The organism is Pyxidicoccus xibeiensis (genome assembly GCF_024198175.1).
Taxonomy (GTDB): domain Bacteria; phylum Myxococcota; class Myxococcia; order Myxococcales; family Myxococcaceae; genus Myxococcus; species Myxococcus xibeiensis.
Map to the genome: position 1 here is coordinate 723,000 of NZ_JAJVKV010000003.1, position 24,250 is coordinate 747,249.

Genomic DNA, 24,250 nt, shown 5'->3' on the forward strand with positions numbered 1-24,250 from the left:
CACACGGCGAGCCCTCGAAGAATCAGCCGGGTGGCCCCGGCGGTGCGGCTCAGCTCAGCTGCTTGTTCACCAGCGCCGTCATCTCGAACATGGTGACGTTCTTCTTGCCACCGAAGATGGGCTTGAGCTTGTCGTCGGCGTTGATCTGCCGCTTGTTCTTGGCGTCCTGGAGGCCCTGCTTCTTGATGTAGGCCCACAGCTTCTTGACGACCTCGGTACGGGGCAGCGGCTTGTTACCGACGATCTCGGCGAGCGCGGCGGACGGCGTCATCTCCTTCATGAACGACGCGTTCGGCTTGCGCTTCGCGGCGCCGGCGGTCTTCTTGGCGGCGGGAGCCTTCTTCGCAGCAGCAGCTTTCTTGGCGGCCATTCGTCTTGAGTCTCCTCCCCTCCGAAGGGGACGTTATACGGCTTTGCTTATGTGAAGCTGGAGCCGATGCGGCGTAGAAGTAGCACGCCCAAGCCCGAAAAACAGCCCTCTCCTGCGTTTTTCCCTCGGAGAAGGCTCGGAAGAACGCATCCGGGGCCGAAAACTCGGCTCCGGAGCGCTGTTTTCCCTCGGGAGCGTCCTCCTCCCGACGCATGCGGGGCCGGAAACTCGGCTCCGGAGCGCGTCTTCCCTCGGGGAGCCACCCTCCCATCGCGTGCGAGGCCCGACAATCCGGCCCCGGCGGCGACGGCCCCTCGGGGGGAAGGCGACAGTCCCGGGGATTCTCCTTGTGGACGTGATGTGTTTTTTCGGATGAAACGCCTCCATGCGAGCTCTCATCACCGGTGCCGGAGGCTTCCTGGGAATCTGGTTGGCGCGTGCCCTGGCGGCGCGCGGGGACGCCGTGACGTGCCTGCTGCGCCCCGGTGGAGACGCCTCGGGGCTGGCGGGGGTGGCCCACACCCGGGTGGACGGAGACGTGACGAACCCCGCCTCGCTGGCCCCGGCGGTGGTGGGCCAGGACGTCGTCTTCCACCTGGCCGGCGTACGACGCGGCGCGACGCGGGAGGACTTCATGCGCGTCAACGCGGAGGGCACCCGCCACCTGTGCGATGCCATGGTCGCCGCCGGGCACCGTCCCCGGCTGGTGCTGGCCGGCTCGCTGGCCGCCATGGGCCCCTCCTCCCCCACCCGTCCCCATGTAGAGGAGGACGCCTTCCATCCGCATGAGTGGTACGGCGAGAGCAAGGCGGAGGCGGAGCGCATCGCCTTCTCCTATGCGGACCGGCTGCCGGTGACGGTGACGCGGCCTCCGCGCATCCTCGGACCCGGGGACAGGGAGAACCTCACCTTCTTCAAGCTCGGCAAGCGCGGCATCCGGCTGGAGCTGGCCGGTGGCCCCCGCCCCCTGACGATGGTGGACGTGGAGGACGTGGTGGACCTGATGCTGCTGCAGGCCGGCCACCCCCAGGCCGTGGGCGAGGCCTTCTTCTGCGCGGGCCCCGGCGCCCCCCTCTCCCTGGAGGAGGTGCAGGACATGGGGGCCGCCGCGCTGGGCCTGCACCCCCGCACGGTGCGTCTGAGCCCCTGGATGCTGACCACCATGGCCTCGGCGGCGGACGGGGTGAGCCGGGCGACGGGCCGGAAGCTCCCGCTGAACCGGAAGCTGGCGCGGCAGCTCTTGGCCCCCGCCTGGACGTGCTCCGGCGCCAAGGCCGAGCGCATGCTGGGTTTTCACCCAAAGCGCGATCTGAAGGACTCCATCCGCCGTAGTGCGGAGTGGTACCAACAGCAGGGCTGGTTGTAAGTCCCGCCGTCGTTGACCTCACCCCCCCAGGAGTGTCAGGAAGCCCGCTGTCACATGCCCTCGAAAGCTGCCTTTTTCGATGTCGACGGGACGCTCGTGAAGACGAACGTCGTCCACGTCTACGCGTACTACGCGATGAACCGCGGCTCGGTCCTGGGCATCGCGGGGAGGACGCTGAGTACCGCCGTCAGCGTTCCCCTCTTTGGCGTCATGGACGCCCTCGACCGCAAGACGTTCAACGAGTTCTTCTACCGCTACTACGCGGGGTTGACCGAGGACCGCCTGGTCACCATCGCGGAGGACATGTTCGAGGACGTGCTCGAGCCGGCCCTCTTCGAGCAGTCCCAGGACCTCATCGACCAGGCGCGCCGCAGCGGCTGCAAGGTGGTGCTCGTCACCGGAGCGCTGGACTTCACCATGCGCCCGCTCGCCCGCCACCTGGGCGCGGACGACCTCATCGCCAACAAGATGCAGTTCGTGGGCGGCAAGGCCACCGGCAAGGTGATTCCGCCCATCATCGAGGGCGCGAACAAGGCCAACGCCATCCGCGCCTACTGCGTGAAGGAGGGCCTGGCGCTGGACAAGTGCCACGGTTACTCCGACAGCGCCTCTGACTACGCCATGCTCGCGGTGGTGGGACGCCCCACCGCGGTGAACCCGGACCTGCGCCTGCGCTCCATCGCGCGCGCGTACAACTGGCCCATCCTGGACCTCAAGTAAGAGCCCCTCATCCATGCGCCCGTTCAAGACGCTCCAGAAGCTGTACGACGAGGAAAGCCAGGTGGTCATCACCGAGAAGGGCAGCCCCCCGCGGGCGCTCTTCCACGGCGAGGGCTTCCTGCAGGAGGACCTGCCGGTGGGCACGCGGGTCATCTTCCCGCGTCCCCCCATGGCCGGCGTCCCCAACGTCAAGGCCGCCATCCGCTGGGCCATCAACCACCCGGAGGGCATGGAGCCGCTGCACGCCCTGCTGCGGCCCGGCATGCGGCTGACGTGCGTCATCGACGACATCAGCGTGCCGCTGCCCCCCATGGTGACGCCGGACGTGCGCCAGTCCATCCTGGAGGTGGTGCTGGAGCTGGCCGCCGACAGCGGCGTGGACGACATCCACCTGGTCATCGCCAACGCGCTGCACCGTCGCATGACGGAAGGCGAGATGCGGCGGATGGTGGGGCAGAAGATCTACGACGCGTTCTACCCGGACCGGTACTACAACCACGACGCCGAGGACCCGGACGGCATCGTCGCGCTGGAGCGCACGTCCCACGGTGAAGAGGTCTCCGTCAACCGGCGCGTCGCGGAGAGCGACCTCATCATCTATGTGAACGTGAACTTCGTGCCCATGAACGGCGGGCACAAGTCCATGGGCACCGGCGTGTCCAACTACGCCTCGCTGCGCCACCACCACAACCCGAAGACCATCCGCGAGTCGGACTCCTACATGGAGCCCAAGGCCAGCGCGCTCTACCGGAGCAACGAGCGCATCGGCCGCAACATCGACAAGCACCTGAAGGTCTTCCACATCGAGACGGCGCTGAACAACCGCATGTTCGGCGGGCCCACCGACTTCCTCGCCAAGAAGGAGGAGGACTACACGGAGGCGGACAGGCTGAAGTTCCAGGCCCTGCGCTACACCCTGTCGAAGATGCCGCGCGCGGCGGCGCGCAAGGTGCTCAGCGCGATTCCGGCGCCCTATGAAGTCACCGGCGTGTACGCCGGGGCCACCGAGCCCGCGCACCAGAAGACGCTGGAGACGAGCTGGAAGCAGTACGTGGTGCCGGTGGAGGGGCAGAGCGACATCGTCATCTTCCCCATCCCCTTCATCTCCCCGTACAGCGTCAACTCCATCCTCAACCCGCTGCTCGTGCAGGTGATGGGGCTGGGCTACTTCTACAACCTCAACCGGGGCGTGCCGCTGGTGAAGAAGGGGGGCGTGCTCATCCTCCTGCACCCGGCCTACGACGAGTTCGACCCCGAGCACCACCCCAGCTACATCGAGTTCTTCAACCGGCTGCTGCCGGAGACGCGCGACTCCATGAAGCTGGAGCACAAGTACGAGCGCGAGTTCGCGGAGAACCCCAGCTACGTGCACCTGTACCGCAAGGGCAACGCCTACCACGGCGTGCACCCCTTCTACATGTGGTACTGGGGCGAGAACGGCCGCCAGCACGTGGGCAAGGTCATCGTCGCGGGCGCGGAGAACAACCACGTCCCCGCCCTGATGGGGTGGGACCGCACCGACACGCTCACCGAGGCGATTGAGGAGGCCCGCGGGTTCATGGGCCGCTCGGCCACCATCAGCCTGCTGCGCATTGCCCCCACGGTGATGGTGGACGTGAAGTGAGGACGGGCATGGAACAGGCACAGCTTCCCGAGCTCAACGTCTCGCGCGTCTTCACCGGCAGGCGCGTGCTGTTCGCCGGCGCCACCGGCTTCGTGGGCAAGGTGACGCTGTCCATGCTGCTGACCCGCTACGGGCAGGAGCTGGACAAGGTGTACGTGCTGGTCCGCAAGGGCAGCGCGGCCTCCGCCGAGCGCCGCTTCTTCGACAAGGTGGCCACCAGCGAGCCCTTCCAGCCGCTGCGCGACGCGTACGGCGACGCGGGCGCCCTGGAGTTCATCCACAAGAAGGTCGAGGTGCTGGACGGCGACATCACCGACCCGTGGGTGGGCCTGGAGGAGTCGCAGGTAGAGGCGCTCACCGGGAAGGTGCACGCCTTCATCAACTGCGCGGGCCTGGTCTCCTTCAACCCGTCGCTGGAGGTGGGCCTCAACGTCAACACCCACGGCCTGAAGTTCGCGGCGGCGCTGGCGGTGCGGTGGGGCGTGCCCCTGGTGCACATGTCCACCGCCTTCGTGGCGGGCAACCGCGACGGGCTCGTCTTCGAGGACGAGGAGGTCAAGGGCTACTTCCCCAAGAAGGACGAGCTGGACGGGCGCGACTTCAGCCTGGAGCAGGAGCTGCAGGACGCGGAGAAGATCGTCGCCCGGCTGCGCGAGCAGGCGGATGACCGGGCCCTCACGTCCACCTTCCGCAAGAAGGCCCTGGACCGGCTCGCTGAGGAAGGCCGCGACGTCAACGACGAGAAGACGCTGCGCCTGGCCGTGGGCCGCGAGCGCAAGCTGTGGCTCAGCGGCGAGCTGGTGCGCGCCGGCATGGAGCGCGCCGCCCACTGGGGCTGGCCCAACACGTACACGTACACCAAGTCCCTGGGCGAGCAGGTGCTCGCGGCCACCCCGGGCCTGCGCTACTCCATCGTCCGGCCGTCCATCGTCGAGAGCGCGCGGCACTTCCCCTTCCCGGGTTGGAACGAGGGCTTCACCACGTCCGCGCCGCTGGCCTTCGCCGGCATCAAGGGCCCGGGTGGCATCCCCGCCGGGGAGAGCACCATCCTGGACATCATCCCGGTGGACCAGGTGGCCGGCGCCACCATCGGCATCACCGCGCACGCCATCGAAGTGGAGGAGCGGCGCGTCTACCAGCTCGCCTCCGGCGACGTGAATCCGTTCTACGCCAGCCGCTCCGTGGAGCTGGTGGGCCTGTACCGCCGCCGCTACTACCGCAACCGCGAGACGGGCAACCGGCTGATGAACTCGCTGCGCTCGCGCCTGGAGCCGCAGCCGGTCAGCAAGAAGGAGTTCGAGCTGTTCAGCGCGCCCATGCTGTCGCGCGGCGCGCGCTTCCTGAAGAAGGCCATCGACGAGGTGCGGCCCGCGTGGGGCGCCCCGGCCGTGCAGGCCCTGCTGGACAAGGCGAAGGTGACGCTGGACGAGACGGAGGAGTCGGCCCAGGGGCTGATGGCCCTCACGGACCTGTTCCTCCCCTTCCTCTACGAGAACCGGTACGTCTTCCGCTGCGACAACACGCGCTCCGTCTATGCGCGCATGGCGCACGCGGACCGGATGAAGGTGCCCTGGGACCCTGAGCACATCGACTGGCGCGCGTACTTCATGGAGACGCACCTCCCCGGCCTGGAGAAGTGGGTGTTCCCCGGCCTGGAGGAGGAGCGCGAGAAGCGCACCGTCATCCCCGCGCACAGGGATTTGCTCGAGCTGCTCGAGGCCACGGTGCATGCGTACCGGCACCGGGTGGCCTTCCGCATGGTGGCCGGCGAGCGCGAGGAGCGCTTCACCTTCGGAGAGGTGCACCGCTACGCCTCGCGCGTGGGCAGCTTCCTTTTGGGCAAGGGCATCAAGGCGGGCGACCGCGTGCTGCTGGTGTCGGAGAACCGGCCCGAGTGGGGCATCTGCTACTTCGGCATCCTCCGCGCGGGCGCCACCGCCGTGCCGGTGGACCCGGGCCTGAGCGAGGCCGAGGTCGTCAACATCTGCCGCCGCGCCGAGGCGCGCGCGTGCCTGTTGTCCGAGGACGCGGCGAAGGACTTCCCCGGCCTGCTCACCGCGCTGGGCGAGGGCGTCACCACCGCCAGCCTCGCGGAGGCGATGACGGGCAACCCGGCGTTCCCGGACCGCATCGGCCCGGTGAAGAAGTCGGCGTCCGCGGACGACCTCGCCAGCGTCATCTTCACCTCCGGCACCACGGGCACGCCCAAGGGCGTCATGCTCACGCACCGCAACTTCACCTCGCTGGTGGCGAAGCTGGCGGGCGCGTTCGACGTGGGCGTGGGTGACGGCGTGCTGTCCGTGCTGCCCTTGCACCACACCTTCGAGTTCTCCGCCGGCTTCCTCACCCCGTTCTGGCGCGGCGCGGAAATCACGTACATCGACGAGCTGACGTCGGACCGGCTGGGCGAGGTGTTCGAGACGGGCCGCATCACCGCCATGGTGGGCGTGCCGGCGCTGTGGCAGCTGTTGCACCGGAAGATTACGCAGGAGTTCGCCAGCCGCCCGCCCTTCATCGAGCAGGCGCTGAAGGCGCTGATGGCCACGCACGGCGAGCTGCGCAACCGGGGCAACATCAACCTGGGCAAGCTGCTCTTCTGGCCGGTGCACCGCAAGTTCGGCGGGCGCATCAAGGTCATCGTCTCGGGCGGCTCGGCGCTGCCGGACGAGGTGCACAAGGCCTTCCACGAGCTGGGCTTCAACATCACCGAGGGCTACGGCCTGACGGAGTCCGCGCCGGTGCTGACGGTGACGGAGCCCGGCAACAAGCGCCAGCCCGGCACGGTGGGCCGCGCGCTGCCCGGCATCGAGCTGCGCATCGCCAACCCGGACAACGACGGGCTGGGCGAGGTGCTGGCCAAGGGCCCCAACGTCATGCCCGGCTACTTCGGGGACCGCGAGGCCACCGAGGCCGTCCTCAAGGACGGGTGGCTCCACACCGGTGATTTGGGACGTCTGGACGCGGAAGGAAGGCTGTACCTCGTCGGCCGCGCGAAGGACGTCATCATCGACCACAACGGGAAGAACATCTACCCGGACGAGCTCGAGGAGCTGTACCAGGACCACACGCACATCAAGGAGCTGTCCATCGTCGGCCTGCCGGACGAGGCGGGCGGCGAGAAGGTGGCCTGCCTGTGCGTGCCGGACTACGCCGAGCGCCCGCGTGAGGAAGTCCGGCGCGAGCTGGAGGAGCACTTCCGCAAGGTGAGCGCGGCCATGCCCTTCTACCGGCGCGTGAAGGTGCTGCGACTGTGGGACGGCGAGCTGCCGCGTACCGCCAAGCGCAGCGTGAAGCGCAAGCAGGTGGTGGAGGAGCTCTTGCGCCTGGAGCGCATGGCGGCCAGCGCCAGCAAGGCGCGCGAGAAGGTGGCCCACCCCACCACCGGCGGCGTGGGCGACTGGCTCTACCCGCTCATCGCCGAGGTCTGCCACAAGCCGCTCGCCGACGTGCGGCCGGACTCGCTGCTCAGCGGGGACCTGGGCTTCGACTCGCTGATGCTCACCGAGCTGTCCTCCGCGCTGGAGGCGGCCGGCGTGCCCCTGCCCGCGGTGGAGGACCTGACGCAGGTGCAGACGGTGGAGGACCTTCGCAAGGTGGTGGCCTCTTCCGGCAAGCGCCCCTCCGTGGACACGCGGGCGAAGGACATCTCCAAGGAGAACGAGCGGGCCGAGGAGGTGGAGATTCCGGTGCCCGACGTGGTGGCCAACGTGGGCCGGCAGCTCCTGTCCTTCGGGCAGAAGGTGCTCTACGGCGGCGTCTTCGACGTGAAGGTGACGGGCAAGCCCTTCATCCCGATGAACCGCAACTTCCTCGTCATCGCCAACCACGCCAGCCACCTGGACGCGGGGCTGGTGCGCGTGGCGCTGGGCGAGCAGGGCGACCGGCTGGTGTCGCTGGCCGCGCGCGACTACTTCTTCAACACGCCGCTCAAGCGCGCCTGGTTCGAGAACTTCACCAACCTGATTCCGATTGAGCGGCACGGCTCGCTGCGCGAGTCGCTGCGCATCGCCGGCGAGGCGCTGCGCCAGGGCTACAACGTCCTCATCTTCCCGGAGGGCACGCGCTCCACCACCGGCGAGCTGATGGAGTTCAAGTCCACGCTGGGCTACCTGGCGCTCACCTTCCACATGGACGTGCTGCCGCTCTACATCCATGGCGCCTTCGACGCGCTGCCCAAGGGCAGCGTGCTGCCCAAGACGCAGAAGGAGCTGAAGGTCCACATCGGCCCGGTGCTGGGGCACGAGGTGCTGCGCGCCCGCGTGCAGGGCATGGCGCGCTCGGAGGGCTACCGGTACGTCACCCGCATCGCGGAGGACGCCATGCGGGCGCTGCGCGACGGCGGCGTGCTCAACCTCGAAAGACTGGGTGGACCGGAGGCGAGCGCCCCCTCGCGCGCCTCGCTGCAGGCCTCCACCGAAGGGCAGGACTCGTGAAGCTGCTGGTGACGGGAGGCACGGGGTTTCTCGGCACGCACCTGGTGCCGAGGCTGACGGCGGCGGGGCACTCGGTGCGGCTCATCGGCCGCTCGAAGCCGTCCGGCACGCCGTACGCGGGCACGGAGTACGTCCCCGGTGACTTGAAGGACAGGGACGCGGTGCGCCGCGCGCTGCAGGGCGTGGACGCCGTCTACCACCTGGCGGGGCTCGTCTCCTTCCAGCCGAAGGACGCGCGGAAGATGTTCGAGCTGCACGTGGACAGCACGCGCGAGCTGCTGCGCGACGTGCGCGAGGCGGGCATCAAGCGCGTCGTCCTCGCCTCCACCTCCGGCACCATCGCCGTATCCAAGGACGAGCGCGTCGGCACCGAGCACGATGACTACCCGATTACCGTGGTAGGCCGGTGGCCGTACTACCTGTCGAAAATCTACGAGGAGAAGCTGGCGCTGGAGTACTGCCGCAAGCACGCCATTCCCCTGGTGGTGCTCAACCCCAGCCTGCTGATGGGCCCGGGGGATGACCGGCTGTCCTCCACGTGGACGGTGGTGAAGTTCCTCAACCAGGAGATTCCGTCCATGCCGGGCGGCGGCATCTCCTTCGTGGACGCGCGCGACGCGGCGGACGCCTTCGTCCAGGCGCTCACCCGGGGCGAGCTGTACGGCCGCCACCTGATGGGCGTGAACATGACGCTGGTGGAGTTCTTCCGGCGCCTGGAGCGGCTCACCGGCGTGCCGGCCCCGCGCCTGCGCCTGCCGTCCCAGGTGAACATCCTGGGCGGGAAGCTGCTGGAGCGCTGGGCGAAGCTGCGGGGCGCCACGCCCACGTTGGATCCGCAGGAAGTCGAGATTGGCGAGCACTACTTCTGGCTGGACGCCTCCAAGGCGGAGGCAGAGCTGGGCTTCCGCGCGCGCGACGTGCAGGAGACGCTGGCGGAGACGGTGCAGCACATCTACGGGAAGATGCCGCCCCAGAGCCTGCCGGGCACCAAGGGCCGGCTGGCGGACCTGCGCGACGGCACCTGAGGCGTCCGGGCAGGCCCGCTCTGCCCGTGACTACCGCTGCAGCGGGCGCCGCGCCTCTTCCACCAGGCGCGCCGCCCAGGGCTCCGAGCGGCGGCTCCACACCCAGGCCGCGCCCAAGAAGCCGATGCCGATGAGCACCAGCAACAGCCGCGCGAAGAGCGAGGGCCCCGACTCCTTCGCCACGGGTTAGCCCACCACCCGGTTGCGGCCCGTCTTCTTCGCCTTGTACAGGTTGGCGTCCGCAATCTTGATGAAGTGGGTGGGCTCCGTCATGTCCGGTGTCATCTCCGCCACGCCGATGGAGATGGTGACGGGGATTTCCTTCTCGTCGTAGACGAAGGACTTCTCCTCGATGAGCTTGCGAATCTTCTCCGCGAACAGGCGCGCCTTGTCCGGCCCGTCCTCGGGCATGACGAGGGCGAACTCCTCGCCGCCGTAGCGGGCGAAGCACTGCTCGCGGCGCACCATGCGCTTGATGGACTGGGCCAGCTCCCGCAGCACCGCGTCCCCGGCCAGATGGCCGTGGACGTCGTTGATCTGCTTGAAGTGGTCGATGTCGAACATCATCAGCGTGAGCGAGCGCTGGTAGCGGCTGGAGCGCCCCATCTCCTTCTCGAGGTACTCGAGGAAGTAGCGCTTGTTGTTCACGCCGGTCAGGCCGTCGGCGATGGTCAGCGTGTAGATGGTCTCGTGGTACTGGGTCTCGATGTTGTCGCCATCGAGGAACTTGAAGATGGAGCCACCCACCTTGATGAGGTCCCCGCTGCGCAGCGGCGAGGCCTGGAGGACCTCCTGGTCGTTCAGGTAGGTCCCGTTGGTGGAGCCCAGGTCCTCCACGAACATGCGGCCCCCGCGGCCGAGCACACGGGCGTGCCGGCGGGAGACGTTGTCCAGGTCCACCCAGATGTGGTTGCCCTGGTCTCGTCCGATGGTGAGCTCGGAGTCGATGAGGTACTTCTTGCCAAGCTCCGGACCGTGAATCTGCACGAGGCAGCATTCGGCGTTGCGCTCGGCGCGCACGTCCTTGAGCGTGGAGATCTTGGTGACGCGGGTTTCGTCTCCGGACATCGCCCCGCGAGGCTAGCAGTCCATCCGCCTCCGGGGAAGCCAGGCAACCGCCAGGAAAGGAGCTTCCTTCCTCCCACATCCGGCCCGTCCCAGGAGGGAGGCAGCCGGGGGGCGTACCTGAACGGGCGGTTCGGCATTCAACGAAGGCAGCCGAGCGGGCACGTGCGCCCTTGTCGGGCTGGGGCGAACGGTTAAACGTCCCCCCACCTATGTCCAAAGTCCTGGCAATGATTCTGGCGGGAGGCGCGGGTACCCGCCTGGAGCCGCTCACGCGCGAGCGGGCCAAGCCCGCGGTGCCGTTCGGCGGCCGCTACCGCATCATCGACTTCGTCCTCTCCAACTTCGCCAACTCCGGCGTGTACCGGATGAAGGTGCTCACGCAGTACAAGAGCGACTCGCTCAACAACCACCTGTCCCGGGCCTGGCGGATGACGGCCTTCCTGGGCCACTACGTGGAGTCGGTGCCCGCGCAGATGCGGACCGGCGTGGACTGGTACAAGGGCAGCGCCGACGCCATCTACCAGAACCTCAACATCATCACCGACGAGGAGCCCGACTTCATCTTCGTCTTCGGCGCGGACCACGTGTACCGGATGGACACGCGGCAGATGCTGGACTTCCACAGGACGAAGAAGGCCGCGTGCACGGTGGCCGCCATCCCCGTCCCGATTGAGCAGGGGCGCGAGTTCGGCATCATCGACGTGGGGCCGGACGGGCGGATGCGGCAGTTCCTGGAGAAGCCGAAGGACCCGCCGCCCATGCCGGGCAACCCGAAGATGTGCCTGGCGTCCATGGGCAACTACCTCTTCTCCACCGACGTGCTGGTGCAGGAGGTGGTGCGGGACGCGGCGAACGAGACGAGCGCCCACGACTTCGGCAAGTCCATCATCAGCGAGCTGTACAAGACGGCGCCGGTGTACGTGTACGACTTCGCGCAGAACACGATTGGCGGCCAGGAGCCGAAGGAGCGCGGCTACTGGCGGGACGTGGGGAACATCGACGTGTACTACCAGTCCAACATGGAGCTGGTGGAGGTGGACCCCGTCTTCAACCTCTACAACGACCGCTGGCCCATCCACACCCAGCCGAACAACTACCCGCCGGCCAAGTTCGTCTTCGCGGACAAGGACAACAGCCGGGTGGGCCACGCCACGGACTCGCTGGTGGCGGAGGGGTGCATCATCTCCGGCGGGCACGTGAATCGCTCGGTGCTGTCCCCGAAGGTGCGCATCAACTCGTACTCGGAGGTGGAGTCGTCCATCCTCTTCGAGAACGTCACCATCGGCCGGCGCTGCCGCATCCGGAAGGCCATCATCGACAAGAACGTGGAGATTCCGCCGGGGATGACGATTGGCTACGACCCGGTGGAGGACAAGCGGCGCTTCCACGTCACGCCGGACGGGGTGGTGGTGATTCCCAAGGGCATGAAGGTGACCTGAGGCGGCCATGGGTGCGGCGGGGGGCCTCCACCTCAGGCCGGCGCGGGAGTCGGACCGGCGCACCCTGTGGCGCATCCACGTGCAGGCGGTGGAGGCGCTGTGCCGCGAGGTGTATGCGCCGCACGAGCTGAGCACCTGGGTGCGGCTGTTGCGGCCGGAGGGCTACCTGCGGCCGGACCGGCCGCGCACGGTGCTGGTGGCCGAGCGGGGCCGGAGGCTGGTGGGCTTCGGGCAGGTGGACACCCGCGCGGGCGAGCTGGAGGCCCTGTACGTGGTGCCGGACGAGGTGGGCCACGGCGTGGGCTCCACCCTGCTGGCGGCGCTGGAGGACGCGGCGTGGCACGAGGACGTGCCGCTGCTGGGCCTGGATGCCAGCCTCAACGCCGAGCGCTTCTACCGGCGCCATGGCTACGTGTGGATGCACGCGGCGCGGCGCCCGCTGACGCCGGAGGTGCAGCTGGCCTGCGTGCGGATGCAGAAGCGGCGGCCGGCGTCCGCCCGGAGGCAGGAGCCGGCCGCGGCGGGCGACGCGGACACGCCTAGGTGAAGGCGGCGCGGACCTCGGGCTTGCGCAGCACCACCAGGGCCCAGATGCCCACGGGGAGGCCCAGGCAGAGACACGGGCCACAGCAGGGAATGAGGGAGAGGATGCCAGCCGTCATCGCCAGGCCGTAGCTCTTGAGGCTCTTCATCTTCAGCGCGCCGAAGAAGACGAGCGCGTTGATGAGGAGGTAGGGCAGGCTGACCGCGAGGCGCCCGCCCGTGGACGTCATGAATTCAATCATGCCCCGCATCTGCGCAAGCTCGGGCTTGTCCATCATCTGCTCGAACTGCGCCATCTGCTCCGGATTCACGGGCTGCAGGAGGCTGACGAGGCCGTACAGGAACGTCAGGCCGGCCATGACCATCAGCAGGATGGCCGGCAGCGACACGGCCTCCTTCGCCTGCGCGCTGGAGCCGCCGGACGGCAGCGGTGACCCGTAGTTGCTCTCCATGTTCCCCTCCCCTGGGCTGCGTGGGTGATGCCGCGGGCACCGGCCCGGACTGCGCGCATTCCACCCGGAGAACGGCGAGCACGCCAAGATAAATGACGTGCCCGCCGCACGGGTTGCTCAGGCCTTGAAGGTCAGCAGGGGCGCCAGCCGCGCCACCTCGCGGACGATGCCGGCCTCCACCTGCGAGTCCACCACCGGGCGGATGGGCTTGTACGCCGCCGGGGCCTCCTCGACGCGCCGCTCCGCCCGGAGGCTGATGCAGTCCACGCCGGTGAGGCCCAGCGCCGCCTCGCTGTGGTCCGCCCCGCCGCGCGCCATGGAGAAGCGCGAGCGGGCCCGCCCCGCCCCGTGGGACGCGGACTCCAGCGAGCGCGCGTCGCCACACCCCACCATGAGGAAGGACGTGGCCCCCATGGAGCCGGGGATGATGACGGGCTGCTCCAGCCCCGCCGGGCACGCGCCCTTGCGCGCCAGCCACCCGCCCTCGTACGGCAGCGTGAGGTTGTGCGGCACGTCGTACACGAGCGGCGCCTCCACCTCGCCGAACAGCTCGCGCAGCGTCTGGCGCAGCAGCTCCGCCAGCAGCAGCCGGTTGAGGAAGGCGTAGTTGGCCGCCGTCGCCTCGGCCTCCAGGTACTCGGCCACCAGCCGCTCGTCGCCCAGCGGGAGGATGCCGCTGTCCGGGAAGGGCGCCCCCACGGGCCACGCCTTGCGCGCCCGCTCCTGCCAGGCCACGCCCACGTGCTTGCCCACGTCGCGGCTGCCGGAGTGAATCATGAACGCGAGCTGTCCCTCGCGCACACCCCACTGCCAGGCCCGCGCCCGGTCCTCCACGGCCTCCACCCGCTGCACCTCCACGAAGTGGTTGCCGCCGCCAATGGTGGCCAGCCCCGCGTCGCGCACCACGCCCTCGCGGGTGAAGGCGTCCGGCGCCCAGCCCGGCGCGCCCTTCAGCCCGCCGCCCAGGTGGATGCGGCCCACCTCCGCGTCGAGCTGGGCCAGGTCCGCCCGGCCCGCGCAGCCCAGCGGCGTGTCCAGCGTCTCCAGCAGCCAGCCGGGGATGCCGTCGCGCAGCAGCGCCTCCGAGGCGCGCGAGGACAGGGCCACGTCCCGCGTGCCGAAGAAGTAGTGGCCCTTCATCCGCTCGACGAAGGCGTCCCGCTTCGCCAGGAAGGCGTCGACGGAGAGGTCCGCGACATGCAGGCGCATGCCGCAGTTGATGTCGGTGCCGATGGCGCCGGGGACGACCAGGTCCTTCGTCGTGTGCAGCACCGAGCCGATGGCCACGCCGGAGTCACCCGGGTGGAAGTCGGGGGTGGCGCGCACGCGCAGCACCTGGCCACCACCGGGGTGCTTCAGTGCGGCGAGGTTGGCGAGCTGCCGGAAGGCCTTGCCCTCCACGGGCAGGTCCGGCGGGAGGAGCACCTCGGCGGGCGGCGCATTCGCGTCGCTCAGGAGGCGCACGGAGTAGAGGCGACCGTCATAGGTCACCTCGAGCCCCTCACGGGCAAGCGCCCGCAGGAGCCGATTCAGTTTCGGCTGCATGACCCAACTCTTGAATGGCCCCGGTGCCCGCGTACGGGCCACCGGGGGGACGTGACGGATGAGATGGTGGGACCTTCGGGTCAGCAGCCGCGGTCACCAGACGGCACGAGGCCGTCGTCACCGTGCACGGACGTCAGGCGGTTCGGTTCCTGACGGCCCTGCGCTACACCGAGGCGGACAGGCCGCCATCCACGTTGATGGCGGCGCCGCTGATGTAGCCGCCCCGGGGGGACAGCAGGAAGGCCACGAGGTCGGCGAACTCGTCCGCACGTCCCACGCGGCCCAGGGGGATGCCGGCGTGGCGCGCCATCTCCGTCTGGAACGACTCCACCGGCTTGCCCACCTCCTGGGCCCGGCGCACCCACTGGCCGCTCTCGATGATGCCCACCAGGACGGCATTCACGCGGATGCCGTGCGGCCCCAGCTCCTTCGACAGCGCCTTCGTCAGCGCCAGCCCCGCCGCGCGCGACACCGACGAGGGCGTGGAGTGGGCCCCGGGCGTCTTCGCCGAAATCGCCAGCACGTTGACGATGGAGCCGCCCCCGGCGTCTCGCAGGAAGGGCATCGCCTGCCGCGACGCCCGGACGGCGGCGAACAGCTTGAGCTGGAGGTCCGCCTCCCACTCCGCGTCCGTTACCGAGTGGAAGGGCCGCCCCGCCGCGGAGCCGGCGTTGTTCACCAGCGCGTCCACCCGCCCGAAGCGCGCGTGCGCCGCGTCCACGAAGTGCTCCACCTCCCAGGCCTTCGACACGTCCGCCTGGATGGTGAGCACGTCCCCACCCTCGGCGCGCAGCGAGGCCGCGGTGGCCTCCAGCCGCTCCGGGCCGCGGGCACAGAGGGCGACCTTCGCCCCCTCGCGCACGAGCCTCCGGGCCAGCGCCGCGCCCAGCCCGTCCGAGCCCCCCGTCACCAGCACCACCTTGCCACCCAGCTCCAGGTCCACGTGCTTCCTCCTTCACGGGCGCCCACCGCCCGGGTGGCAGGTCCACGCCTCCACCCGGGGGCCGGGCCGCCGTGCGCCGGAGGCTACGCCATCACGCCGGCTGCTTCATCGGCTGACGCTTCTTGTCGAAGGCCGCCAGCGTGGTGGCGATTTCCTGGTTCACCGCCCGGAGCATGTCCTGCTTCTCGCGGAACGGGAGGAAGGCGCTCTTGAAGCCGGAGACGATGATGGTGGCCAGGTCCTCCAGCGCGAGGCCCAGCTCCTTGTGCGCGGTCCACAGCTCCTTCGTCACCGTGGTGTCGGTGATGAGGCGGTTGTCGGTGTTGATGGTCACCCGCAGGCCGTAGTCGAAGTAGAACTTCAGCGGGTGCGCGGACAGGCTGGACACCGCGCCCGTCTGCACGTTGGAGGTGGGGCAGACCTCCAGTGGAATCCGGTGGTCGTTGACGTAGTTGAGCAGGTCGCCGTCCTCGCGCAGCCGGGTGCCGTGGCCGATGCGGTGCGCGCCCAGGTTGTGGATGGCCTGGGAGATGGACTCGGGGCCGTAGGCCTCACCCGCGTGGGCGGTGCAGTTGACGTTGTTCTTGAGGATGAGCTGGAAGGCGTCCTTGTGGTCCTTGGCCGGGAAGCTGGCCTCGGCGCCGGCGAGGTCGAAGCCGATGACGCCCCGGTTCTTGTAGGCCACCGACAGCTCCGCCAGCCGCATGGACGTCTGCGGGTTGATGTGGCGGATGCCGCAGACGATGACGCCGCACTTGATGCCCGTCTCCTTCTTCGCGGCGCGCAGGCCCTCGAGCACCGAGTCGATGACGGTGGTCATCTTCAGGCCCTTCTGGAGGTGGAGCGCGGGGGAGTAGCGCACCTCCAGCCAGCGCACGTTCTCCGCGGCGGCGTCGACCGCCAGCTCGTACGCGGCGCGGTAGAGCGCGTCCGCCGTCTGGAGCACGGAGAGCGTCACGTCGAAGGCGACGAGGTACTCCTCCAGGCTCTTGCACACCTCGCCCATGTGGATGGCCTTGGCGAGGCCCTCCACGGTGTCGGCGGGCAGCTTCACCTTCTGCTGCTCGGCGAGCTCCAGAATCGTCTTCACCCGCATGGAGCCATCCAGGTGGCAGTGCAGGTCCGTCTTGGGCAACGCGAGCAGCAGCTCCTCCGTCACCGCCAGCGTGGGGGGCGGAGTGAAGTCCGTCCGCCGGGCGGAGGAGGGGATGCCGGTGGCGTTGGGAAACTCGTCTTCACGAATCGTAGGCATGGTCCAAGTTCCTTCCTTGCGCCATCCTCCAAACCATGTCGCCCCGCGCCTGTCCATGCATGCCCCTGTTGCCCGCCCTGGCGCTGACACTGGTGGCCATGGCGGGGTGCCGGGAACCGGCCGAGACGGCCTTCCGGTATTCCACCGACGCCTCCTCGCGCGCCGGGCTGGTGGCCCTGGCGGACGGCGTCATCACCGGCAACGAGGCCGGCACGGTGGTGCGGCTGGACCGGCTGGGACTCCCCGTGTGGCGGGTGGCGCTCGGCCGGGAGGTGGCCACCCGGCCCGCACTGGCCGGAGACAGCGTCATCGTCGGCACGGTGGCGGGGGACCTGGTCCGGCTTTCCATCTCGGACGGGGCGGAGCGCTGGCGGCTGACGGGAGAGCCTCCCGTCCTCACCCCCATCGTGGCGGACGAGGAGGGGGCCTCCGTGTACCTCGTGGCCCCGGACGGCGCCGTGCGCGCGCACGCGGTGGACACCGGCAAGGTCCGGTGGCGGTACCCTGCCCCGAAGACTCCAGGGGGCACGCCGGAGGCGACGCGGGCCCTTCCCAGCCCCGTCCTCTCGGGAGGACTGCTGGTGGTGTCACAGGGAGACGCGGGGCTCCTCCTGGCCCTCTCCACGGCTGACGGCTCCCTGGCCTGGCAGCGGGACGTGCGGGACATGGTGGGAATGGTGTCGTGGCGCGACGCCCTCTACGCGAGCACGCGCAAGGGGGGCGTCCTGGCGCTGAGCCTGCGGGATGGGAGCCCCCTGTGGGAACAAGCCCCCGCGGCCACCGTCACCGGCCCTCCATCCGTGGCGCTGGGGACGCTCTGGGTGGGGACCTCGGGGCCCGAGTCGGCCTGGCTCGTGGGTCTGGCCCTCGCGGATGGGAAGGAAGTGGCCCGCGTCCCGCTGCCGGCACCGCTCGTCAGCGGGGTGGCGTCGGTCCGGGATGAGGTGCTGCTGGTGCCCACCGGGGGCCGCGAGGGGCGGCTCGTCGCGCTGAAGCAGCCGGGCTGGGAGCGGGCCTTCACGCTGCGCACGGACACGCCGCTGCGCACCCGGCCCGTGGTGCTCGGAGACCAGGTGTTCGTGCTGGGGCTGGACGGGCGCGTGCTGTCGTGGCGGCTGCGGCCTCCCGAGCCATGAGCCGGGGGCTCAAGCCGCGCTGGCCTCCCAGTCCACCTTGTACGAGTAGACCCAGGCGTTGGCCTCGGCCGCGCGCTTGATGAAGAGGGGCAGGAGCCGGTCCCGGAACCAGGCCCCGACGGGGCCGGGCGCGCCCTTGGTGTTGCCGGTGCGCCGGGCCGCTCGCGTCAGCTTCTCCACCCGGGCCTTGCGCAGCGATTGGTAGCGGGCGAAGGCCGCCTCCGGCGCGGGGAGGTCGCGCAGGCAGCGGGCCAGGACGAGCGCATCCTCCATCGCCATGGACGCGCCCTGGCCGACATGGGGCGACGTGGCGTGCGCGGCGTCGCCCACGAGGCAGACCCGGCCCTGGTGCCACGTAGGCAGGAAGGGGATGTCGTGGATGGGGGAGCAGGAGATGCCGCCCTCCGTCGCTCGGATGATTCCGGCGATGGGCGAGGCGTCATCGGCGTGCAGCGCCAGCAGCCGCTCCTTCGAGACTTCCGACGGGACGGACCGCAGTGAGCCCCGCGCCGGCTCCTGGGCCTGGGGCTCGTTGCTGAACCAATACACCTCGCCGGAGGGGGCCACGCAGTAGCCGAAGAAGCCCCGGCGGCCGAAGGTCATCTGCATCATCCCTCCGGGCGAGGGCGGCACCGGGTAGCGCGAGAAGCCGCCCCACCCCAGCTGCCCGGTGTAGACCGGCCCTGGAGCGTCCGGCAGCAGCAACTGGCGCGTGCGCGAGCTCAGCCCATCACAGCCGAGGAGGAAGTCCCCGTGCGCGGAGCTCCCATCCGTGAAGCGGGCCACGACACCAGTGCCTCCGGAGGAGTCGTAGGACTCCAGCTTCCGCCCCGTCTCCACCCGGATGCCTCTGCGCAGGGCCTCTTCGCGCAGCACCCGGTGGAGCACGCCCCGCTTGATGACCGTGGTCGTGGCGCCGTAGCGCTGCTCCTCGGGTCCGTTGTCCATCACCGCGATGCGGCGACCCGCGCCATTCCAGAAGGCGATGCCGGAGCTGGAGAAGCCCGCGGCCTGCACGGGCCCATCGAGCCCCAGCGTCTTGAGGGCGTTGACGCCGTTGGGCGCGAGGTTGAGGAATGCGCCCACGTCGTCCATGGGCCCGCTCTGGGCCTCGTAGATGACGGGCTCGAAGCCCGCGCGCTGGAGCGCCATGGCCACCACCGGCCCGGCAATCCCACAGCCCACAATCAGTGCGTGTCCGTCCTTCGTGCGCATCCGTGTTCCCTCCTGGAACCTGATGCGACGAGTCTTCGCTCATCCCGTGGGGCGTTTCTTGCCGCCCCTTGCCGGCGATTGCTCCTTCTTGCGGACATCCACCGTGCTGGCGCTCAGGCGCCGCGCGAGGCACGCACCAGGGACATGGGTGTGACCCCGAGGACGCGCCGCATGCACCGCGCCAGGTGACTCTGGTGCGAGAAGCCCGCCTCCAGCGCCACCTCTCCCACGGAGCGCTGGCCCTTCATGAGCAGCGCCTTCGCCCGCTCCACCCGGCGCTGGATGACGTACGCGTGGACCGGTACGCCCATGGAGCGCTTGAAGAGCGTCTTGAGGTGCGACGCGCTGACCTCCGCGACGAGCGCCAGCTTCTCCAGCGAGAGGTCCTGGTCCAGGTGGTCCTCGATGTAGTCCGTCAGCCGGCGGAGCTGCTGCTTGGACAGGCCGTGGCGGGCTTCGAGAGGCGCCGAGTAGCTGCGCAGCAGGTGGACCGCGAGGGCCATGCCCAGACTGTCCGTGTAGAGCCGCCCGTTCGGGAAGCCTGCCCGGTGCTCCGCCTCCAGCGCCCAGGCGACGTGCTCGATGCGCGCGTCCCGGAGCATGTACTTCGGCTCCAGGCCCGCGCGCGCGGGGTCCATCCCCATGTCCTGCGCGGCCTGGCGCAGGAGCGCGGGGGGCATCCACAGCACCAGCGAGGTGCCCGGCTCGTCCTCCACCTACGTGGCAGACGTCCCGGCCGGCACGATGTCCACGTCACCGCGCGTCGTCTCGAAGCGATGGTTGTGGCACACGGCCCGGATGGGAGGACCGGCATGGACGCTGAGGCGGTGGTCGGACCGGGGGGCCACCTCGACGACGCCACGCGCACCGGTGCGGTAGTCCACGCGCAGGCCCGCCTGGGGGCGCCGTGCCTCCAGCAGCGCCGCCGGAGGCGCGCCCACGTCAGGGTGGCTCGGAACGACCGATAGCTGTCCCCGCTGGCTCATGATTCACGATGCTAATCCCGGACTCTCGCCCGTGCACGGAGCGCGAGCTCCGGCCGCATGCCGGCCCGGCTCCTTTTTCGTCCGAATGTGCTCTCGCGCGTCCGAACGTGCTCGGCCCTGCCCCGTCAGGGGCCGGAGGGGCGGGCTCGCGGGAATACGGTGGGAACAGGCCTCGCGCCTGGCTCACCGGCCCCGCGCGGCAGCTGTCCTGCCGTGGTGGCTACCGCGCGTCAGTGGCGGTCCCGAGCCGGGCTTCGGTGCCGCGGCGGTATCTCGCGGGCGTGAAGCCCGTGGCCCGACGGAACGCAGTGGTGAGGCGGCTCTGCGAGCTGAAGCCACAGGCGAGGGCGACGTCCGCCAGTGGCAGCTCCGTGTCCCGGATGAGCTCCGTCGCCTTCTCCACGCGCAGTCGCTCCACGTAGGCCCGGGGTGTCTCCCCGGTGGAGGACTTGAAGGCCCGGGCGAAGTGGTACGGGCTGAGCTGGGCGCGCGCCGCCAGGTCGGCCAGCCGCAGCGGGCCGTCCAGGTGCGCGACGGCGAAGACGTGGACGCGCCGCAGCGCCGCGGGGGAGACCCCACCTCGGGAGCGGTTCGGCCGCGAGCGGCTGGACGCGGGCACGCTCGCGAGCGCACGGAGCCGCGTGGCGTGGGCCTCCTGCATCGCGCTCGCCTGGGCCAGGTAGCGCGTCACCACGGCGAGGTCCCGGGTGCTCCATTGGGAGAAGAGGCGGATGCCCTCGTCTCGCAGCGGGCCCCAGAGGCTCTCGATCCACTCGCGGGCGTGCGGGGTGAGCTCCACGCGACGCCCCTGTTCCCCGGCGGGGGCGGGAAGCGCGCGGGCGTATCCGGCCAGCTCCAGCCGGTCCAGCAGCGCCGCATGCTCGCGCTGGCCCAGCGCCACCGCACCGGCCAGCTCCGCCTCCGTGACGGGCCCGTGCTGCAGCAGCTCGAGGTACTGAAGCTCCGTCCGGCCCAGTGCGAGCACCGCCGCCGCCGCGTCGTTCACGAACTCCGCGGCCAGCTGGAACCGGGGAATCTCGCGCATGAGCTCCGCGCCCACCGCGTCACGCTTGCTGTCTCTGCGCACGGGCGTTCGAGCAGTCCGCGTCACAGCAGCTCCAGCGTGGACAGCGACAGCTCCACGCGCGAGGACAATGAGCCGTAGTCGCGCTCGGGCGCGGTGAAGGTGACGAGCAGGAAGCTGCCCGCCCGTGGCAGGAAGTACACCAGGGTCCGCTTCCCTCCGTCGGCGAACTCGTAACGGGACACCGGGCCCGCGGGCAGCGTGCCTCGCGAGTCCGCCACCAACCTGCCAGGGACGGCCAGCCCCGCCGCGCCCAGCACCGCCTCCGGGCCGGCATCGAGCGCGGGAGGCGCTGCCTTCACCGAGCGCAGCTCCAGCCCCTGCTTGAAGCGAGCGACCACGGACGCGCCGGCCACCTCTTCCGACTCCAGCTTCATGGCGGACGGAGGCTTGTACCGGACGCCGAGCGCCGACGAGGTGAAGTCTCGCGAGCACCCGAGGACACCCAACACGAGGAACCACACCAGCACGCAATTTCTCACGGCCCCGACTCTGCCATGGCACCCGGGCCGGCGTGTCGGGCACTCACGCGCCGCTGCGTCTTTCCGCAGGCCCCACACGCCTGGCCCGCATTCGCGCGTACTTCCACGGGACGGCGGAGCACTGACGACCCGTGCGTGGCCCCCGGGCGGGGCGCCTCGCGGGCCCCGCCCTCCGCGCCGCCCGGCTACCCCGGAATCAGGAAGCGGGCGATGACGCGCTTGAGGCCCACGGTTCCGCCGAACTCCACCGTCACCTTCGCGTTGGGGCCGCTGCCATCCGCGGACACGATGCGGCCGGTGCCGAACTGCTCGTGGCGCACGCGCATGCCGCGCACGTCCCCACCGACGCCGTCCATGTCCGACGCCTGCGAGTACGAGCGGTCGACGCGCGGCCCATCATCCTCGTCCCAGTTGCGCTTGCGAGGTGCCACCGGCACCGCGCGGGACGGCGCCGCAACCTCCTGCTCGCTGATGCCGAAGAGCGCCGGAGGCACGTCCTGCAGGAAGCGGCTGGGCGGGTTGTAGCGCAGCTCGCCGAACAGCGAGCGGCACTGCGCCAGGCTCACGAAGAGCCGCTTGCGCGCGCGGGTGAAGCCCACGTAGCAGAGGCGCCGCTCCTCGGCCATCTCCTCCCCGTTGTCCGGGTCCTCGCCCTTGAGCGCACGCGCATGCGGGAAGACGTTGTCCTCCAGGCCCGTCATGAAGACCGCGTCGAACTCCAGGCCCTTCGCCGCGTGCAGCGTCATCAGCGCCACGCGGCCCTCGCCCACCTCCGCGTCCGCCTCGCCCACCAGCGAAATCTGCTCGAGGAAGGCCTGCAAGGGCGGCACGTCCGCGGACAGCGGGGCCGCGTCCACCTCGGGAGGCACCTCCGCGGGCGCGTTCTGCGCCGCCGCCACCGCCGCGGCCGCCCGGTTCAAATCAAACTCCTGCGCTGCGCCCAGGAACTCCTTGAGGTTCTCCGCGCGCGTCTGGGACTCGTCGCTGCTCTCCGCCTGCAGCGTCTCCACCAGCTTCGTCTCGCGCAGCATCTGGTCCACCGCGCCCGCCGCGTCCTTCGCCTCCTGCGCGAAGGCCGTCAGCGAGGACAGCAGCGCGTGGAAGCCCCTCAGCCGCTTCACCGCCGCGGAGTTGAGCATCGGGATGAGGCCCGGGTCGGCCAGCGCCTCGTACAGGCTCACGCCCTTCGAGTTGGCGAAGTCCGTCACCCGCTCCACCGTGGTGTCACCGATGCCACGCGCCGGCGTGTTGATGATGCGCAGCAGGTCCGCGTCCGAGCGGGGGTTCACCATCAACCTCAGATATGCGGAGGCGTCGCGCACCTCCGCCCGGTCATAGAAGCTGCGGCCGCTCACCAGCGTGTACGGCACCCGCGCCAGCCGCAGCGCCTCTTCCAGCACGCGGCTCTGCGCGTTCACCCGGTAGAACACCGCCATGCTGGAGAACTTGATGAAGCCCTCCCGCTGGAGCGCCAGTATCTGCCGCGCCACCTCCTGCGCCTCCGAGCGCTCGTCCCGGTTGAGCAGGAGGTTCAGCGTCTGGCCCTTCTGCCTGTCGGACCAGAGCTTCTTCGGCATGCGCCGCGTGTTCTTGCTGATGACCTCGTGCGCCGCCGTGAGGATGTTCTGGTCGGAGCGGTAGTTCTGCTCCAACTTCACCACCTTCGCGCCGGGGTACTGGTCCGGGAAGTTGAGGATGTTGTCCACGTTGGCGCCGCGCCAGCGGTAGATGGACTGGTCGTCGTCGCCCACCACCACCAGGTTCGCCGACGGGGGCGGCGCCAGCTGCTTGAGCAGCTCGTACTGCACGGGGTTGGTGTCCTGGAACTCGTCCACCAGCACGTGGTGGAAGCGGCGCCGGTAGTTGTCCAGCACCTCCGGCCGCGTGCGGAACAGCGTCACCAGGAGCAGCAGCAGGTCGCCGAAGTCCACCGCGTTGGCCGCGCGCAGCCGCTCCTGGTACGCCGCGTACACCTTGCGGATGAGCAGGCCGCGCTCGTCCCCCGGCTCCACCACCATGTGCTCCGGCAGGCGCGCCGCGTTCTTCTCCTGGTCGATGCGGTGCAGCACCTCGCGCGGCTGGAGCTGGTCGATGCCCGCCTCGCGCATGGCCCGCTTCACCACGTTGAGCTGGTCGCTGTCGTCGTAGATGACGAACGAGCGGGTGAGCCCCACGTGCTCCGCCTCGCGGCGCAGAATCATGGCCGCGGACGAGTGGAAGGTGCTCACCACCAGGTCGTTCGCCTGGGCACCGAGCAGCTGCGTCAGGCGGTCCCTCATCTCCCGGGCCGCCTTGTTGGTGAACGTCACGGCGAGGATGCGCCACGGGAAGACGCCGTGGACCTTCACCAGGTACGCCACCCGGCGGGTGATGACGCGCGTCTTGCCACTGCCGGCGCCCGACAGGACGAGCAGCGGGCCAGTGCCGTGCAGCACGGCCTCCATCTGAGGCGGGTTCAGGTCTTCGAGGAGTGCGGATTCGTGGGGATTCTTCACGGGAGGCTCGAAAGAGAACCCCTGCTTCTAACGTCTTTCCCCCTCCGGTGGGCGCCCTTCCACCAGGGCCTG

General features: G+C 69.9%; 21 protein-coding genes. 8 read left to right on the plus strand and 13 right to left on the minus strand.

Going from position 1 to position 24,250, the window contains the following annotated elements; genetic code table 11:
- Positions 1–49: 49 nt before the first annotated feature.
- Entirely contained in the window at positions 50–370 is a 321-nt protein-coding gene (locus LXT23_RS15710) for an SWIB/MDM2 domain-containing protein (protein ID WP_253980981.1), read from the minus strand.
- Between the two features lie 385 nt (positions 371–755).
- Between LXT23_RS15710 and LXT23_RS15715 the strand changes: the two genes are divergently transcribed.
- Genes LXT23_RS15715 through LXT23_RS15735 form a run of 5 tightly spaced genes read left to right on the plus strand, consistent with a single transcriptional unit; the run spans position 756 to position 9,538 of the window.
- Positions 756–1,736 carry an NAD-dependent epimerase/dehydratase family protein gene (locus LXT23_RS15715; RefSeq protein WP_253980982.1) on the plus strand — a complete coding sequence of 327 codons (981 nt, stop codon included), beginning with the start codon at positions 756–758 and terminating at the stop codon, positions 1,734–1,736.
- A gap of 54 nt (positions 1,737–1,790) precedes the next feature.
- Entirely contained in the window at positions 1,791–2,456 is a 666-nt protein-coding gene (locus tag LXT23_RS15720) for an HAD family hydrolase (RefSeq protein ID WP_253980983.1), read from the plus strand.
- A gap of 13 nt (positions 2,457–2,469) precedes the next feature.
- Positions 2,470–4,080 (plus strand): lactate racemase domain-containing protein, encoded by a 1,611-nt coding sequence (locus tag LXT23_RS15725; RefSeq protein WP_253980984.1) that lies wholly within the window; start codon positions 2,470–2,472, stop codon positions 4,078–4,080.
- Between the two features lie 8 nt (positions 4,081–4,088).
- Positions 4,089–8,513, plus strand: a complete 4,425-nt coding sequence (locus LXT23_RS15730) for an AMP-binding protein (RefSeq protein ID WP_253980985.1) — start codon at positions 4,089–4,091, stop codon at positions 8,511–8,513.
- Positions 8,510–9,538 (plus strand): NAD-dependent epimerase/dehydratase family protein, encoded by a 1,029-nt coding sequence (locus LXT23_RS15735; RefSeq protein WP_253980986.1) that lies wholly within the window; start codon positions 8,510–8,512, stop codon positions 9,536–9,538. Before LXT23_RS15730 ends, LXT23_RS15735 begins: the two co-directional genes overlap by 4 nt.
- A gap of 30 nt (positions 9,539–9,568) precedes the next feature.
- On the opposite strand, the gene LXT23_RS15740 is transcribed toward LXT23_RS15735, so the two are convergent.
- Together LXT23_RS15740 and LXT23_RS15745 are read right to left on the minus strand one after the other, a co-directional pair.
- Positions 9,569–9,721, minus strand: a complete 153-nt coding sequence (locus LXT23_RS15740) for a hypothetical protein (protein WP_253980987.1) — start codon at positions 9,719–9,721, stop codon at positions 9,569–9,571.
- Positions 9,722–9,724: 3 nt separating this feature from the next.
- A complete protein-coding gene (locus LXT23_RS15745) occupies positions 9,725–10,606 on the minus strand; it encodes a GGDEF domain-containing protein (RefSeq protein WP_253980988.1) in 882 nt (293 codons plus the stop codon).
- A gap of 209 nt (positions 10,607–10,815) precedes the next feature.
- On the opposite strand from LXT23_RS15745, the gene glgC reads away from it, so the two are divergent.
- Positions 10,816–12,045, plus strand: coding sequence for a glucose-1-phosphate adenylyltransferase (gene glgC, locus LXT23_RS15750; RefSeq protein ID WP_253980989.1), 1,230 nt, complete (start codon positions 10,816–10,818; stop codon positions 12,043–12,045).
- A 7-nt stretch (positions 12,046–12,052) separates the two neighbouring features.
- Positions 12,053–12,592 (plus strand): GNAT family N-acetyltransferase, encoded by a 540-nt coding sequence (locus LXT23_RS15755; protein WP_253980990.1) that lies wholly within the window; start codon positions 12,053–12,055, stop codon positions 12,590–12,592.
- Here the strand turns inward: LXT23_RS15755 and LXT23_RS15760 are convergent.
- From LXT23_RS15760 to add, 4 genes are all read right to left on the minus strand, one after another.
- Positions 12,585–13,040: a hypothetical protein gene (locus tag LXT23_RS15760; protein ID WP_253980991.1), complete on the minus strand. Its 456-nt coding sequence runs from the start codon at positions 13,038–13,040 to the stop codon at positions 12,585–12,587. The two genes, LXT23_RS15755 and LXT23_RS15760, sit on opposite strands and share 8 nt — an antisense overlap.
- Before the next feature lie 117 nt (positions 13,041–13,157).
- Positions 13,158–14,585 carry an RtcB family protein gene (locus tag LXT23_RS15765; RefSeq protein ID WP_253980992.1) on the minus strand — a complete coding sequence of 476 codons (1,428 nt, stop codon included), beginning with the start codon at positions 14,583–14,585 and terminating at the stop codon, positions 13,158–13,160.
- Positions 14,586–14,748: 163 nt separating this feature from the next.
- Positions 14,749–15,528: an SDR family NAD(P)-dependent oxidoreductase gene (locus LXT23_RS15770; protein ID WP_253980993.1), complete on the minus strand. Its 780-nt coding sequence runs from the start codon at positions 15,526–15,528 to the stop codon at positions 14,749–14,751.
- A gap of 91 nt (positions 15,529–15,619) precedes the next feature.
- A complete protein-coding gene (gene add, locus LXT23_RS15775) occupies positions 15,620–16,780 on the minus strand; it encodes an adenosine deaminase (RefSeq protein ID WP_253980994.1) in 1,161 nt (386 codons plus the stop codon).
- A 59-nt stretch (positions 16,781–16,839) separates the two neighbouring features.
- Between add and LXT23_RS15780 the strand changes: the two genes are divergently transcribed.
- Positions 16,840–17,916, plus strand: a complete 1,077-nt coding sequence (locus LXT23_RS15780) for an outer membrane protein assembly factor BamB family protein (RefSeq protein WP_323378973.1) — start codon at positions 16,840–16,842, stop codon at positions 17,914–17,916.
- Between the two features lie 9 nt (positions 17,917–17,925).
- Here the strand turns inward: LXT23_RS15780 and LXT23_RS15785 are convergent, their stop codons facing one another.
- The 6 genes from LXT23_RS15785 to LXT23_RS15810 all read right to left on the minus strand — a co-directional run bounded on the left by LXT23_RS15785 (position 17,926) and on the right by LXT23_RS15810 (position 24,178).
- Entirely contained in the window at positions 17,926–19,131 is a 1,206-nt protein-coding gene (locus LXT23_RS15785) for an FAD-dependent oxidoreductase (RefSeq protein WP_253980996.1), read from the minus strand.
- A gap of 113 nt (positions 19,132–19,244) precedes the next feature.
- Positions 19,245–19,847 carry a helix-turn-helix domain-containing protein gene (locus tag LXT23_RS50370; RefSeq protein WP_253980997.1) on the minus strand — a complete coding sequence of 201 codons (603 nt, stop codon included), beginning with the start codon at positions 19,845–19,847 and terminating at the stop codon, positions 19,245–19,247.
- Complete coding sequence (locus LXT23_RS15795; protein WP_253980998.1) at positions 19,848–20,117, minus strand: hypothetical protein; 270 nt, start codon at positions 20,115–20,117, stop codon at positions 19,848–19,850.
- Positions 20,118–20,337: 220 nt separating this feature from the next.
- Entirely contained in the window at positions 20,338–21,204 is an 867-nt protein-coding gene (locus LXT23_RS50375; RefSeq protein WP_253980999.1) for an AraC family transcriptional regulator, read from the minus strand.
- Between the two features lie 20 nt (positions 21,205–21,224).
- On the minus strand, positions 21,225–21,683 hold the full coding sequence (locus LXT23_RS15805) for a hypothetical protein (RefSeq protein WP_253981000.1): 459 nt from the start codon (positions 21,681–21,683) through the stop codon (positions 21,225–21,227).
- A gap of 185 nt (positions 21,684–21,868) precedes the next feature.
- Positions 21,869–24,178, minus strand: a complete 2,310-nt coding sequence (locus tag LXT23_RS15810; protein ID WP_323378974.1) for an ATP-dependent helicase — start codon at positions 24,176–24,178, stop codon at positions 21,869–21,871.
- Positions 24,179–24,250 lie beyond the last annotated feature (72 nt).

Excerpts from the sequence above, each read along its gene's own strand:
- LXT23_RS15765 (WP_253980992.1), bottom strand. The coding sequence starts at position 14,585 with ATGCAGCCGAAACTGAATCGGCTCCTGCGGGCGCTTGCCCGTGAGGGG.
- LXT23_RS15780 (WP_323378973.1), top strand. The coding sequence starts at position 16,840 with ATGCCCCTGTTGCCCGCCCTGGCGCTGACACTGGTGGCCATGGCGGGG.
- LXT23_RS15760 (WP_253980991.1), bottom strand. The coding sequence starts at position 13,040 with ATGGAGAGCAACTACGGGTCACCGCTGCCGTCCGGCGGCTCCAGCGCG.
- glgC (WP_253980989.1), top strand. The coding sequence starts at position 10,816 with ATGTCCAAAGTCCTGGCAATGATTCTGGCGGGAGGCGCGGGTACCCGC.
- LXT23_RS15745 (WP_253980988.1), bottom strand. The coding sequence starts at position 10,606 with ATGTCCGGAGACGAAACCCGCGTCACCAAGATCTCCACGCTCAAGGAC.
- LXT23_RS15720 (WP_253980983.1), top strand. The coding sequence starts at position 1,791 with ATGCCCTCGAAAGCTGCCTTTTTCGATGTCGACGGGACGCTCGTGAAG.
- LXT23_RS15710 (WP_253980981.1), bottom strand. The coding sequence starts at position 370 with ATGGCCGCCAAGAAAGCTGCTGCTGCGAAGAAGGCTCCCGCCGCCAAG.
- LXT23_RS15730 (WP_253980985.1), top strand. The coding sequence starts at position 4,089 with ATGGAACAGGCACAGCTTCCCGAGCTCAACGTCTCGCGCGTCTTCACC.
- LXT23_RS15715 (WP_253980982.1), top strand. The coding sequence starts at position 756 with ATGCGAGCTCTCATCACCGGTGCCGGAGGCTTCCTGGGAATCTGGTTG.
- LXT23_RS15725 (WP_253980984.1), top strand. The coding sequence starts at position 2,470 with ATGCGCCCGTTCAAGACGCTCCAGAAGCTGTACGACGAGGAAAGCCAG.
- LXT23_RS15755 (WP_253980990.1), top strand. The coding sequence starts at position 12,053 with ATGGGTGCGGCGGGGGGCCTCCACCTCAGGCCGGCGCGGGAGTCGGAC.
- add (WP_253980994.1), bottom strand. The coding sequence starts at position 16,780 with ATGCCTACGATTCGTGAAGACGAGTTTCCCAACGCCACCGGCATCCCC.
- LXT23_RS15785 (WP_253980996.1), bottom strand. The coding sequence starts at position 19,131 with ATGCGCACGAAGGACGGACACGCACTGATTGTGGGCTGTGGGATTGCC.
- LXT23_RS15795 (WP_253980998.1), bottom strand. The coding sequence starts at position 20,117 with ATGAGCCAGCGGGGACAGCTATCGGTCGTTCCGAGCCACCCTGACGTG.